Origin of the sequence: Streptomyces nanshensis (genome assembly GCF_001751255.1) — a bacterium.
In the GTDB taxonomy this organism is placed as follows: Bacteria; Actinomycetota; Actinomycetes; order Streptomycetales; family Streptomycetaceae; genus Streptomyces; species Streptomyces nanshensis_A.
Genome location: NZ_LJGW01000135.1, coordinates 1 through 12,771, shown reverse-complemented (window position 1 = coordinate 12,771; position 12,771 = coordinate 1). Strand labels below are relative to the sequence as shown.

The 12,771-nt window shown below is 70.5% G+C and carries 13 protein-coding genes; 4 read left to right on the top strand and 9 right to left on the bottom strand.

The window, feature by feature from the left end:
* Positions 1-1,221 (top strand): WD40 repeat domain-containing protein (locus tag AN218_RS34255; protein WP_216311734.1); only part of this gene is annotated, 1,221 nt, incomplete at its 5' end.
* A 1,052-nt stretch (positions 1,222-2,273) separates the two neighbouring features.
* On the opposite strand, the gene AN218_RS07910 is transcribed toward AN218_RS34255, so the two are convergent.
* On the bottom strand, positions 2,274-2,723 hold the full coding sequence (locus AN218_RS07910) for an SUKH-3 domain-containing protein (protein ID WP_070016049.1): 450 nt from the start codon (positions 2,721-2,723) through the stop codon (positions 2,274-2,276).
* A gap of 395 nt (positions 2,724-3,118) precedes the next feature.
* On the opposite strand from AN218_RS07910, the gene AN218_RS07905 reads away from it, so the two are divergent.
* Positions 3,119-3,766, top strand: coding sequence for a restriction endonuclease (locus AN218_RS07905; protein ID WP_070016048.1), 648 nt, complete (start codon positions 3,119-3,121; stop codon positions 3,764-3,766).
* Positions 3,767-3,823: 57 nt separating this feature from the next.
* On the opposite strand, the gene AN218_RS07900 is transcribed toward AN218_RS07905, so the two are convergent.
* The 5 genes from AN218_RS07900 to AN218_RS36505 all read right to left on the bottom strand — a co-directional run bounded on the left by AN218_RS07900 (position 3,824) and on the right by AN218_RS36505 (position 7,546).
* Positions 3,824-4,027, bottom strand: coding sequence for a flagellar basal body-associated FliL family protein (locus AN218_RS07900; RefSeq protein ID WP_141747506.1), 204 nt, complete (start codon positions 4,025-4,027; stop codon positions 3,824-3,826).
* Between the two features lie 74 nt (positions 4,028-4,101).
* Positions 4,102-5,232, bottom strand: coding sequence for a hypothetical protein (locus tag AN218_RS07895; RefSeq protein ID WP_070016046.1), 1,131 nt, complete (start codon positions 5,230-5,232; stop codon positions 4,102-4,104).
* Between the two features lie 37 nt (positions 5,233-5,269).
* Positions 5,270-5,470, bottom strand: coding sequence for a hypothetical protein (locus tag AN218_RS07890; protein WP_141747505.1), 201 nt, complete (start codon positions 5,468-5,470; stop codon positions 5,270-5,272).
* 608 nt (positions 5,471-6,078) lie between these two features.
* Positions 6,079-6,819, bottom strand: coding sequence for a class I SAM-dependent DNA methyltransferase (locus AN218_RS07885; protein WP_070016044.1), 741 nt, complete (start codon positions 6,817-6,819; stop codon positions 6,079-6,081).
* Between the two features lie 88 nt (positions 6,820-6,907).
* Entirely contained in the window at positions 6,908-7,546 is a 639-nt protein-coding gene (locus tag AN218_RS36505; RefSeq protein ID WP_171908629.1) for a hypothetical protein, read from the bottom strand.
* 112 nt (positions 7,547-7,658) lie between these two features.
* On the opposite strand from AN218_RS36505, the gene AN218_RS07875 reads away from it, so the two are divergent.
* Positions 7,659-8,453 (top strand): response regulator transcription factor, encoded by a 795-nt coding sequence (locus AN218_RS07875; RefSeq protein ID WP_079131920.1) that lies wholly within the window; start codon positions 7,659-7,661, stop codon positions 8,451-8,453.
* A complete protein-coding gene (locus AN218_RS07870; RefSeq protein WP_070016052.1) occupies positions 8,446-9,852 on the top strand; it encodes a sensor histidine kinase in 1,407 nt (468 codons plus the stop codon). Before AN218_RS07875 ends, AN218_RS07870 begins: the two co-directional genes overlap by 8 nt.
* A gap of 116 nt (positions 9,853-9,968) precedes the next feature.
* Here the strand turns inward: AN218_RS07870 and AN218_RS07865 are convergent, their stop codons facing one another.
* The 3 genes from AN218_RS07865 to AN218_RS36500 all read right to left on the bottom strand — a co-directional run.
* Positions 9,969-10,889: a VTC domain-containing protein gene (locus AN218_RS07865; RefSeq protein WP_107421393.1), complete on the bottom strand. Its 921-nt coding sequence runs from the start codon at positions 10,887-10,889 to the stop codon at positions 9,969-9,971.
* A complete protein-coding gene (locus AN218_RS07860) occupies positions 10,886-11,575 on the bottom strand; it encodes a DUF4956 domain-containing protein (RefSeq protein WP_079131917.1) in 690 nt (229 codons plus the stop codon). The genes AN218_RS07865 and AN218_RS07860 overlap by 4 nt, the downstream gene beginning before the upstream one ends.
* A 295-nt stretch (positions 11,576-11,870) precedes the next feature.
* On the bottom strand, positions 11,871-12,771 hold a 901-nt coding region (locus AN218_RS36500; protein WP_171908628.1), incomplete at its 5' end, for a poly(ethylene terephthalate) hydrolase family protein.

Below are 12,771 nucleotides of genomic sequence, written 5' to 3'. Positions count from 1 at the left end.
GACGAGGACGTCCGGGTGTGGGATCTCGTGGACGGCAGTGACCGGTTCACGCTGATCGGTCACACGGATTGGATCCATGCTGTTGCGTGCACGGTGATTGATGGTCGGGCTTATGCGGTCACCGGAGGCCGTGACAAGGACGTCCGGGTGTGGGATCTCGTGGACGGTTCGCTTCGCGCCACCCTGACAGGTCACCGCAGGATCGTGCGTGCTGTTGCGTGCACGGTGATTGGTGGTCGGGCTTATGCGGTCACCGGCAGCGACGACGGGGAGGTCCGGGTGTGGGATCTCGTGGACGGTTCGCTTCGCGCCACGCTCACCGGTCCCCGCGGTTCCGTGGATGCTGTTGCCTGCACGGTGATTGACGGTCGGGCTCATGCGGTCACCGGAGGCAGCAACGGGGAAGTCCGGGTGTGGGATCTCGTGGACGGTTCGCTTCGCGCCACGCTCACCGGTCACCGCGGTCCCGTGGATGCTGTTGCCTGCACGGTGATTGACGGTCGGGCTCATGCGGTCACCGGAGGCAGCAACGGGGAAGTCCGGGTGTGGGATCTCGTGGACGGTTCGCTTCGCGCCACGCTCACCGGTCACCGCGGTCCCGTGGATGCTGTTGCCTGCACGGTGATTGACGGTCGGGCTCATGCGGTCACCGGAGGCAGCAACGGGGAAGTCCGGGTGTGGGATCTCGTGGACGGTTCGCTTCGCGCCACGCTCACCGGTCACCGCGGTCCCGTGGATGCTGTTGCCTGCACGGTGATTGACGGTCGGGCTCATGCGGTCACCGGAGGCAGCAACGGGGAAGTCCGGGTGTGGGATCTCGTGGACGGTTCGCTTCGCGCCACGCTCACCGGTCACCGCGGTCCCGTGGATGCTGTTGCCTGCACGGTGATTGACGGTCGGGCTCATGCGGTCACCGGCAGCGGCGACGGGGAAGTCCGGGTGTGGGATCTCGTGGACGGTTCGCTTCGCGCCACGCTCACCGGTCACCGCGGTCCCGTGAGTGCTGTTGCCTGCACGGTGATTGACGGTCGGGCTCATGCGGTCACCGGAGGCAGCAACGACGGGAGCGTCCGCTTGTGGGACCTTGTGCTCCATCGACTCTCGGAGGCCATTACGCTTCCCCTGCCCACTGACGCGGTAGCTGTGCTCTCCAACGACATCATCATCGGCATGCGGAATGAGGTCGTGGTCCTCTCCCGAGCGGCGTCGCAGAGTTCGTGAAGCAGCCCCCTAGTCGCTGAGGCACAGGGAGCCAATAGGAGAGCCAGACGGTGCAACACATGTAAACCCAGCCCGGACGGTTACGGCCGGCTGAGAAGCGGGAACGGTACGCCAACGGCCGGGACGTCAAATGCTCCCTGGTCGCCGTATCCCTGGGCCCCAACCGCAGCAAAGGCGACCGCGACCCCGCCGAGTGGCTGCCGCCCTCGAAGCCCGCTACCTGTCGGTACACGGCCCGACTGGCTCTCCACCAAGCTCCGCTGGTCACTCACCATCGATCGCAGCGAGAAGAGGGCACTCGAGCAGCTCGCCGGCAGTTGCCCCGAGACGACCGTGTCCTACACCCGGGCCAGGTAGCGCCCAAGACGTCACAGAAAGGCGGTGCGAGGGTACCGGTCGGGGACCGAATTAGGCTCAAACCCGCGAGGTGACGCGCACCCGCACAACGACGCAAGGCCGGTGGGGCTTCCTCGGGACCTGTGCGGCCTTGCCAGGGTCCAGGCAGGTTCGAGACTGGCGCCCGGTCTGGAGCACCGCCTCGGGCCTACGGCAAGGGCTCGGGAACAGCTGCGAACCCAAGCGCAAGCGACAGGGGAAACCCGACCGCACCCGGAAGCTCCGATGACAGCAGCAGGTTCGTGTTGGTCTCATTCCTGGTCTGGGTACACGCAGACTCCCGTAGTCCAGGTTGGTCCGTGCCCGTCTGGCGCCGATGGTCCAGTCTGGCGAAACTCTGGCGAAGATCGTCAGACAACACCTCTCGGCGACCGACCGCGACCAACGCAAACCAAGGCTCCCACCTGCGAAGTTCTCGCAAGTACCAGCCCACACAGGCGAGTTGACCTCATTCGGGACGAAGAGGTCGTGGGTTCAAATCCCGCCACCCCGACAGAGGAAGTAGCAGTTCAGGGCCGGTGTCCGGGTAGATGACACCGGCCCTGACGCATGTCGGGAGCGCTCCCGGAGATCGTTGGTCGGAGCCTGGCGGAGATGGCCACCCTTGACAGGAGACCGGTCCCCGCGCTGGAAGCGGCCCGTCTACGGGCGAGGCGCTACTCCGCGACCGTCTCGGGCTGGATTCCCCGGACCAGCGCGTCCAGCGCCTCCGGCCACATTCCGAAGCGGGCGATCCAGTCGGCGACCAGATAGATCACGCCGTACTCGTCGATGCCGAGAAAGAAGTGGCCGTTGTCCAGTTCGCCGATCGGGAAGAGGCGAACGCCGAGTTCGGCGCTCCAGTCGGCGAAGCGGTCGCCCTCCCCGTCGCAGAGCGCGGGATCGAACGCGAAGGGAGTGCGGGCGCAGGTGATCCCCGGGCCCGAGATGCTCACGCTCAACCCGCCGAACTTCTCCAGGAATTCGAGGGCCGCGGGGTGTGCGTCCACGCCGTCGTCGACGAATGCGTCCCGCCACCGGGACGTGTCGGCACGCCAGGACTGGGTCCAGCCAGCCTCGGACAGGACTTCGGCGACGTGCGGCGGGAGGGGGCCACTGGTGCTCATGACAGGAATTCCATCTGGTAGTGGTTTGCCAGGGCTCGGCAGCTATCGCACGGCGGAACAAGTGCCCCGTGCTTTTCGTGAGTTGTACTGCTGCGGACGCTCATCGCGGCACCGACGGCACCGTTCGGGTCCTTTCCCTGAGTGAGCGCCTCGGAGACGGCTTGGGGCAGGCCGCACTGAGTGTCCGGGGCGTGCCCAGGCCGGCCATAGCCGTGGGGCAGCGGCACGCGACGCGGTGCATCGCTCCGGGCGTTCGGTCAACTGGAAGCGTCAGGACCGTCGTTGGCGGCGTTCCGAGACGGCGACGCAGTGCCGTTCTGGAACCACCCCCTTGTGTCCGAATGCGTCCGGATACGTTCTTCCGGCTCGCATTGCCCGGCGGTGACACTCGTTCGGTGTGGCTCTACGTCGTCGCCGCGGTGCTTGCCGGCCTGGTCGGTGTCGTCGGCTGGCGTCTCTGGCGCACCGACCGCTTACTCAAGAGCAAGGATCAGGCCTGGCGACGTGAGGACGAAGTCCGCTCGGGGCATCGCACTCTGGACGAGGTGGACCGGATGTCCGGTACGGAATTCGAAGAGCACGTCGCCGAGTTGTGCCGCCGTGACGGCTGCGGTGAAGTGCGGCGAGTCGGCGGGGCCGGGGACGACGGAGTCGATGTCAGGGGGCGGCTGCCCGACGGGCGGAGCATGGTCGTCCAGTGCAAGCGTTATGCGGCCTATCGGTCCATACCACCCCGTGACCTGCGCGAACTGGCCGGCAGCCGTGTGCACTTCGCGGCGGACGTCGCCGTGTTCGTCACCACGAGCCGCTTCACCGACCGGGCGACCGCGTACGCGCTGGCCAACGGCATCGTCACCGTCCACCGCGACGTCCTCGGGCTGTGGAACAAGGGCACACCGCTGACGGATCTCTTCGAGATCAACGGCAGCGGACAGGGGGACCGGGCTCACCGAGTCCGCTGGCGGAACACCTATGGAAGCCGCCCACAAGGCCGTGGCCGTGATCGTGGCCGTGGAGGCACATCAACTCCCGGCGGTGGGTGAGGACTTGGCCCGTCCCGCCTCGTACGGGGCAGGGCGAACGCCCTGTGAGGAGGGTCGTCAGGAACCGCAGTCGCGGCCCGCGTCGCACTGCCACCCGGAGAAGCCGCCCTGGTGGGGATGGTCGATGTCGTGGTCGAACTGGAAGAACCCCCAGGCCACCCAGGCGATGAAGGCGACGCAGACGGCGAGTCCCGCGTAGAGGGCCACCTTCTTCGCGATGCGGCCGGGGCCCGCGTCGCTGCCGCCGTCCCCGTTCCGCACGTCGTCCGGGAACCCCGGGCCGGTGGTTTCGGACGACCCCGGTCGATTCTGTCCGTCCGCCGTGTGCCGGCCCTTCATGAGTGGGCCCGCATTTCGTCGGAGGAACCGGACACGTCGAAGTCCCTCGCCATTCCGGAGCTGTGGAGGTGAGCGATGTCCGCCTGCTCCAGATCCATTCCGAAGGGCCCCGGCCCGCCGCCGGAGACCGTGGCGCGGTGTTCGCTGGGGATGCCCCAGTCGTATCGCTTCTGCACCTCGACGTGGTAGTTGATCTCGTCGCCCTCCTTCTCCCCGACGAGACGGTACTGGAAGTGGTTGAGCGCGTAGAACCACTCCGTGCTGCGATCGCCGTCTTCGGGATCGGGAGCCGTAGAGGACCACTCGGTGGTGAACGGCCCGTCCCCGCGTTTGCGGACGTCGTCGTCCAGCGTGTCGTCGACGTCCTTCCGGAAGGCGGGGATGTCGTCCATCATCTGCTGCGGTTCGACCTCGACGGGCTTTCCGGTGCCCTCCAGGTAGTGCTTGACCAGGCCGGCGGCCGTCGGCCATCCCTTCATGGTGGCGAAGTAATAGGCGACGTTGTTGAGTTGGTTGTGGACCTGCCGGTCCTTGGCCGTGGGCTCCACGATGCCGAACTTCCGGTTCTCGGCCTCGAAGTTGCCGACGGTACCGAAGATCACCTTGAGGCTTTTCTCCAGCCAGTCGTCGTCTTCGGCGGCGTCGTCGAGCAGCTTCCGCACCCGCTTCTCCAGCGCGTTCGCCGTCTTCCTCCGCTCGTCGGGCACCTTGTAGCCTTCCGGGCCGTCCGGGTCGTACATCACCGACCACTCGACCTTTCCGGAGTCGGTGATCCTCATCCCTTCGTCCGTCGCGTCGCGCTGAAGATTCTCCGCACGCAGCTTCAACCCCGCGAGCCCTTTCACGCCGCCGCGGCCTGTCGCGCCGTCGGCCTCCGTGTCCAGGAATTTCCGCAGCGACTTGACCTCTTTGTCCAGCGCGTCGATATCCAACTGGACGCGGTCGCAGTAGTCCTGAGCGGTGCGGCCGCTCTTGCCCCGCCAATGATCCTCGTGGAGAGGTTTCACCACGTCGTCGTGAAACCCCGTCCGGGCTTCCTTCAGCTTCCGGTGGACCGTCGCCCACTCGTCGGCGAATGTCTCGAGCCCTGCGACATCGAGGTGCAGAAGTGCGGTGAAACTCGGCATTCTTGTCCCCCTTTCCGTCCCGGCGCGGTGGTCCTGATCAGGAGAACTGGGACGCCGTGCGCGTCTCGTTCGCGTCGTAGGCGTCCGCGCTGAGGCGGAAGTTCTCCGCTGCCTGGTCGAGCCGCTGCACGACGAACTTGTTCAGGGCCTCCCAGCGGCCCTCCAGCTCGTCGAGGCTGTTGATGAAATCCCAGCCGTCCGCGGCGCGGGCCAACCCCGTGCTCGCGTCCTCAGCCACGCCTCGCGTCTTTCGGACGATCTCGGACGCCACCTCGCAGTCGTCGGCCCGCTTGCGCAGGAACGACGAGGTGACGCCGACGTCCGGATCGGACCCCCACGGCGCCGGCGGCGTCGGGCTGGGGTTCGGTGAGGGTGACGGTTCCGGGGCGGGGCTCCTGTCGTCCGGTTGGGACGGCGAGGGGCTCGGAGTGGGGCCGGGAGACGGGCCCGGCGAAGGCTCCGCAGTCGTCGTGTACACCGCAGAAGGGTCGACGTGCCGGCTCATGTTTCCTCCCCCTTGGCCGTCCGAAAGAACTCCCCCCGTGGAGCACGACGACGACCGAACGGCAATCTACAGGACGGCCGGCGGGCGGGAAAATGTTTTTCTCGGCCAGACCGGCCCCGTCAGATCGAGCGAGCGCCCTCGCGTTTACGGAAGCAGAGAGAGAAATCCGGGGAGAAGTCTCCGCCCTCGAATGCTCTGCGCAGATCTGCTCGACTCCCCAGATCGGCAGAGACATTGGCACTCCACGTGGGGACTCGGCGGCGAGAATCCCGCGAGGTCGCTCACGGCACAGATTCGTGGCCGCTGTCAGAAACGGTCGGGCCCGGCGCCCGGGGCCGGGATCACATCGGTCTGCGCCAGACCGAGACGTGCTTCAGGGAGTCCTGGGTGAACGGTGAGCCGTCCCAGTCGGCGACGCGGCGTTCCAGGGCGAGGCCGGCGAGGCGGGCCATCAGGTCGAGTTCCGCCGGCCAGGCGTAGCGGTGCCGGGAGGCGCCGCGGCGGTAGTGGGCGGTGTCGGTCTCGCGGGTGAAGTGGTGGGAGACGAGGGTCTGTTCGACCGGGTCGACGGTGTCGAAGCCGACGTGCCGGTCGGACACGTCGAACGGCACCGCGACCTGGCCGGGCGGCAGGAACCGCAGCGGCGGGACGCCCAGTTCGATGACGAAACGGCCGCCGGGCCGCAGATGACGGGCGGCGTTGCGGAAGCACTCGACCTGTTCGTCCTGCGTGAGCAGATTGCTGATGGTGTTGTAGACGAGATAGACGAGGGCGAACTCGCCGGGCACGACGGTCGTCGCCATGTCCCCGATGGTGACCGGCAGCGTCTCCTCGTCGGCCTTGCGCCGCAGCGCGGCGGCCATGTGCGCGGAGAGCTCGATGCCCGTCACCGGCACACCGCGTTCCCGGAGGGGCACGCCCACGCGTCCCGTGCCGATGGCGAACTCCAACGCCCGGCCGTCTCCTGCGAGTTCGGAGAGGAAGTCGAGAGTCGGTCCGAGGACGGCGGCCGAGGACATCTCGGTCTCCTCGGCGTCGTAGCGGTCGGCGGTCGCACGGGTCCACAGCTCACTGCTCGTCACGAGCGGTCACTCTGCCGAGTGCGGAGGGCGTTGTCGACGTGATTTCCCGGCGCGACGACGCCGCCGCCCGGCGCGCAGGGGCGGGAGTTCAGTCGTCGTCGTCCTCGTCGTCCGCGGAGACGGCGACCTCCGGCTCTCCACCGTGGCAGCGCACCGCGAACGTACGGCTGTCGGCGTCGTCGTCCGGCGGTTCGAGTTCGACCGTCACTTCGCGTGCCGGGCCCGATTCGACCTCGTCCGCGCTGTAACCGTCCGAGGGGCTCCAGTTCAGCAGCCGTACGAGGTGGTCGGGACGGCACTCGACGGTGGCCGTGGCGACGTCCCCCGGGAAGTGGACCGTCGCGGTGCGCGGTGCGTCCGGTGCCGTGGCGGGGTCCGTCGTTCCGGCGGTCGGCCCGGTGGCCGGCTCGGTTGTCGGCTGAGCGGTCGTCCCAGTGGTCGGTCCAGTGGTCGGCCGGGCGGTCGGCCCGGCGGTCGGCTGGGAGCCGCGCTCCGCGGCCAGTTCGCGCCGGACGCGGTCGTCGTCCAGGGGCTCGTGACGTGTGTACCGGGCGCCCGGCGTGCCGTACTGGAAGGACCAGACGCCCAGCAGCGCGGCCAGCACGACCGCGCAGACCCAGCCCGCGGTCGCTCTGCGGCGTCGCCACACGGATCGCCATACGGATCGCCGTACAGAGGGTTCCGCGGGCGGCAGTGGACCGGTCCGTTCCGGGTCGGCACCGTTCATGCGGCAAGTGTGCCCGGCCCGGCCCTAACGCCGGGTTAGCGCCCGTATAAGTCCGTGAGCAGGGGCGCCGCACCTGCTGCCCGGTGCGCGGACGGTGGCTAACGTGACGTACGTGCCCCATCTCCTGGTCATCGAGGACGATCCGCAACTGCGCGGCGCGCTCGTACGTGCGCTGCGCGACCGCGGCCACGCCGTGGCGACCGCGTCGACCGGCATGCAGGGGCTGGAGGAGGCGGTCACGCACCGGCCGGACCTCGTCGTGCTCGACCTCGGGCTGCCCGACGTGGACGGTTCGCGGGTGCTGCGGATGCTGCGGGCGGTGAGCGACGTACCGGTGATCATCGCGACCGCCCGCGAGGACGAGCCGGAGATCGTCATGGCGCTGGAGGAGGGGGCCGACGACTACATCGTCAAGCCGTTCGGCTCCGGCGAACTGGACGCCCGTGTCAAGGCGGTGCTGCGGCGGCTGGGGACGGGCGCCCCGCCGGAGCCCGAGCGACCGATCCGGGTCGGGGAGCTGGTCGTCGCGCCGTCCGCGCGCGAAGTGACGCTGGACGGGGAGCCGTTGGAGCTGACGCCGCGGGAGTTCGACCTGCTGTGCTATCTCGCCCGCCGGGCCGGGCAGGTCGTCTCCCGGCGCGACATCCTCGCCGCGGTCTGGCAGCAGCCGCTGGGCGGCGCCGACAAGACGGTGGACGTCCATCTGTCGTGGCTGCGGCGGAAGTTGGGCGAGACGGCGCAGCAGCCGCGCTATCTGCACACCGTACGCACGGTCGGGGTGAAGCTCGCACCGCCCGGCACGGCGTCGCCCGACGACGGCACGGGGGACGACGGCACGGGGGACGAGGGCAGGGCGGACGACGAGGGCGACGCGGACGGTTCCGGTGAGGGCGGCGGCGATGCGTAGGCAACTGCTGCTGCTGATCGGGGTCACCACGGCGCTGGTGCTCACCGCGCTGCTGATACCCCTGGGGCTGCTGGCCCGCAGCCACGCCGAGGACCAGGCGATGACGGACGCGGTGGAGCGCGCCCAGTCCGTCGCGGCGGTCGTCGGCGGCGCGCTCGGCGGTTCCGGGAACGAGGAGGGGACGGGGGACGGGGGCGCCTCGGGGGCGGCCACCGAGCATGCGCGGCGGGTCGTCCGCGGTGTGCTGGACGGGCTCAACTCCCGGGGTGAGCCGCGTACTTCGGTCGTACTGCCGGACGGCGAGGTGCTGGGGCCGCGCCCGTACCGGACGAGCGGTGCCGCGCTGCGGCTGGCGCGCACGGGCCGGGCGTTCACGCATGCGCCGGAGGGCGGCGGACGCGTGGTGATGGTGCCGGTGCTGGGCTCGGCTCCGGCCGCGCCGCAGGGTCAGGGCCGTGACCGGGACGGGAACCGGGACCCGTCCGGAACTGCGGGCACAGCGACGGTCGTACGGGTCGCCGTCAGCCAAGAGCAGTTGCGCGCGGGGGTGTTGCCGTCCTGGCTGGCGCTCGGCGGGCTCGGCGCCGCGCTGACCCTGCTCGGACTCGCCTTCGCGGACCGGCTGGCCGCCCATCTCGTACGGAGCACACGGCGGCTCGCCGGAGTGGCCGACCGGCTGGCGACGGGCGATCTGACGGCACGGGCCGAGCCCTCCGGACCGCACGAACTGCGCCTGGTGGGGGCGCGGTTGAACGAACTGGGCGAACGGATCGGGGCGCTGCTGGGGGCTGAGCGGGAGCGTGCGGCGGATCTCGCGCACCGGCTGCGCACACCCGTCGCGGCGCTGCGGCTCGAAGCGGAGGGGCTGCACGACGACCAGGCCGCGCGGCGGGTGGCGGCCGGTGTGCTCGCGCTGGAGCGCAGCGTGGACGAGGTGATCCGCACGGCGCGGCGGGCCGCCGCGGAGACCGGCGGCCGGCAGTCGGACCTGGCGGCGGTGGCACGTGAACGCACGGAGTTCTGGACGCCGTTGGCGGAGGACCAGAGCCGCACGGTCACCGCGGCCATACCCCCGGAACCGGTTTATGTGAAGGTCTCGGCCGACGATCTGAGCGCGGTGCTCGACGCCCTGATCGGGAACGTGCTCGACCACACCGCGGAGGGGGTCGCGCTGCGGGTGACCGTCGGCACGGACGGGGTGCTGACGGTGGAGGACGACGGTCCGGGCTTCCCCGACGCGGAGGCGCCCGCGCGCGGCGAGAGCGGTACGGGGTCGACCGGCCTGGGTCTCGACATCGCCCGCCGTACCGCGGAGGAGTCGGGCGGCGGCGTGGAGTTGGGCGCGGCCGAGGGCGTATGGGGCGGTGCTCGCGTCCGCTGCCGCTTCGGGACGGTGTGAGGGCCCGAGGCCAACAGGGGTGCCGCACACGGCAGTTCACGTTCGCCGGTTCGTACGGTCTGCGCGGGACCGCGGTCACGCCGGACCGGACCGTACCCGCCCCCGTCCCCGGCTCCTTACCGGCCGGGGAAGACCTGGCGCAGCGCGCGCCGCCAGCGGTTTCCGCCCAGCGCGGGGCTGAGCGCGGCCAGCGCCGCGTACTTGGTGAACTCGGCCGGGCGGATGCCGTAGCGGTGCAGCAGCCGGTCGACGTCGGTCAGCCGTCCCGTCGACTTCGTCTCGACCAGGACCAGTTCACCGTCGCCGTGCACCTCGCGGCCGCCGCCGAGACCTCCGCGACCGCCCGTACCCCCGGTTCCGCCCGGCGCCCCCGTCGGCGTCCGGCAGACCAGGCCCGCGTCGCATGTGACCCGCATGCCGTCGGCGACCAGGGTGATCCGTGCGTAGTCGGTGACCAGCGACGGGATCAGCGCCTCCGGTGGATCGACGCCGTACGCGGAGCGCAGCGTCCCCGTGAGGAACCGGCGCGTGCCCTCGCCCAGCGCCGGGCCCGAAGCGGCAAGCGGTGTGCGGTACTTGACGGTCTCGCCCCTCCTCCCCTTGAGCTTCGCCTCGAACTGCCGCTCGCCCGAGTGCTCGTAGCGCCGCTCACGGATCTTGAACCGCCGGCGTCTGCCCTGCCGGTGATCGTGATACGCCCGCAGTCCCGCGGTGTCGTAGTAGACGGAGTGGTAGCGGAAGCAGCGCAGTCCGTCGATGGACAGCACGCGGAAGGGCTCGGGCGCACGCGGATCGGTCAGCCGCGCCGCGAAGTCCACGAACGTACGAGCCGGGACGAGATGGACCCGGTCGAAGCGGGCCAGCAGCGAGGCGCGCGCCATGACCTCGGCGAGCGGTACCGGATGTGCGGCGGACGAGGCGAGGTCGAGGGCACGCAGGGCCGGTGGTGTGTGCTCCCGGGCGGCCGGGCGTTCCGAGGTCGAGCGCTCCGGGGCCAAGTGCCCCTCGTACGCCGGGTGTTCGCCCCGGCCCTTCATGCCGTGGCCCCGTTCAGACGCCCCTCGCCGTCCTTGCCCGTGGCCGAGGTGTGCGCCGCCGTCGTACGGGCCGAACCGGCCGTACCCTCCGTATCGGAGCGGGCACGGGAGGGCATGGCGCCCGACCCGCCCCGTACCCGGTAGCGCACGTCGAGCACGGCGAGATCCCGTACGAAGTCGACCTCCTGGACCTTCCACGACAGCGGCTCCCCGACGTGCGCGCGGAGGTAGGAGTCGACGGCCTCGGGCTCGGTGACCGCCGCGTCGCAGGTGACCACGGCATGCTGGGTACGGGCGAACAGCCGCGGATGGTCGGCCGCGTACACGACCAGAAGCGGTATCCCGCACAGCGCGGCGGCGACGGCGAAGTCCACGTGCGGCAGCCCGGCGATGAGGCCGAGGACGAGCGTCGTGAAGTAGTAGGCCACTTCCTCGCTCTGGATCGACTCCGAGCGCAGCCGGACGATCGACAGCACCCCGAACAGCCCGAAGCCCAGGGCGATTCCGCCGCTTCCGCCGGTACGGGCGAGCGCGGCGACGACCGAGAACAGCGAGACGTTCAGGGCGAGATAGGCGGGGACGAGGTCCCGGCGCCGGTGCCGCGGGTAGTAGACGGCGAAGGTCAGCACCGACACGGCGGCGAGGTCGAGGGCGAGACGGGCGAGGAGCTGACTGATCGATTCCATGCCGGGACGGTAGGAACGAGCGGGTTAACGGCTCTGCCCGGCGACGTTAAATGCCGCCCCCGCGCGGCGCGGGCCACGCGGGCCCGCTCAGGACGCCACCGGGTTCTCGACCCGCGTGACGCGGTTGCCGTCCGGGGCGTGGACGGGGGCGACCGCGAGCACCCGCGCGAAGGTCATGCTCCGCTCTCCGTTCCACTCGGGCATGCGTGTCGGGCATGCCTGCCGGACACGTGTGCACGCGTGTACGGACCGGGCGTTCGCCCTCTTCTCGTCGGCCGTGCCGGCGGTCAGGCGCTCACCGGTCTCCCGTCCGGCCGGGTCGGTCGAACGGGCAGGTGTCGCGGGACGCGGTGACGAGCGCGGAGTGCGGCGGCGGGCAGAGCGGTGCGCGGGCTCCGGAGCCGGAGCCTGAGCCGGAGCCGGAGCCGCCGTCGAGGAAGTGCCGGAACCAGCCCACGACTTGGGCGCCGACCAGCCTCCCGGGCGGAGTGGCGACGAAGTGGTCGCCCCGCAGCTCCAGATATTCCTTCTCCTCGGCGTGGTCCAGGCCCTCGTAGAAGGCCGCGGCATGCTGCTTCACGGGGGCGATCTCGTCCCCACTGCCGCCGATCAGGAGCGTGGCCGCCCGCACACGGGGCCAGTCGCGGCGCTCCGCGTACGGGGTCAGGCCCACGGCCGCCTTGACGTCCCGGTCGCGGGATGCGGCGAAGAGGGCGCCGCCGCCTCCCATGGAGTGGCCGAGGACGCCGAGGCGGTCCGGGTCGGTGCGGTCGGCGAGGGGGCTGCGTCCGGTCACATAGCCGAGGGCGTCGAGGAGTTCGTGGCCGCGCCGGGACGGGGAGTCGTCCAGGGTCTTGGTGTTGATCGTGATCACCACGAAGCCGTACGAGGCGAGGAGCTTCCCGTACGGGGTGACCACCGACTCCTCCGCGCCCAGCCCCGGGGACGCGGCGATGACGCCGTGGTCGCGGCCGTTCCCGTCCCGGCCGTCGCCGCGGGGCTGCTCACCGTCGCCGCCGTCGCGTTCATCCGCGGGGTAGTGGAGCGTGCCGCCGCGGAAGGCGCCCTTCGCCTCGGCGGTGGAGACATGCCGGGTGCGGACCGTGTACGGGCCCGGCTCGGGACGGCCGGTGTCGTGCACGGCGGGGCCGCGGCTCGCGGGCCGCTGCTCGGGCGCCTCCCCCGAGCACGCCACG

What these genes read in the sequence shown, in the direction of transcription:
- AN218_RS07895 (WP_070016046.1), bottom strand. Translation starts at nt 5,232, where the DNA reads ATGCCGAGTTTCACCGCACTTCTGCACCTCGATGTCGCAGGGCTCGAG.
- AN218_RS07860 (WP_079131917.1), bottom strand. Translation starts at nt 11,575, where the DNA reads ATGGAATCGATCAGTCAGCTCCTCGCCCGTCTCGCCCTCGACCTCGCC.
- AN218_RS36505 (WP_171908629.1), bottom strand. Translation starts at nt 7,546, where the DNA reads ATGAACGGTGCCGACCCGGAACGGACCGGTCCACTGCCGCCCGCGGAA.
- AN218_RS07865 (WP_107421393.1), bottom strand. Translation starts at nt 10,889, where the DNA reads ATGAAGGGCCGGGGCGAACACCCGGCGTACGAGGGGCACTTGGCCCCG.
- AN218_RS07910 (WP_070016049.1), bottom strand. Translation starts at nt 2,723, where the DNA reads ATGAGCACCAGTGGCCCCCTCCCGCCGCACGTCGCCGAAGTCCTGTCC.
- AN218_RS07870 (WP_070016052.1), top strand. Translation starts at nt 8,446, where the DNA reads ATGCGTAGGCAACTGCTGCTGCTGATCGGGGTCACCACGGCGCTGGTG.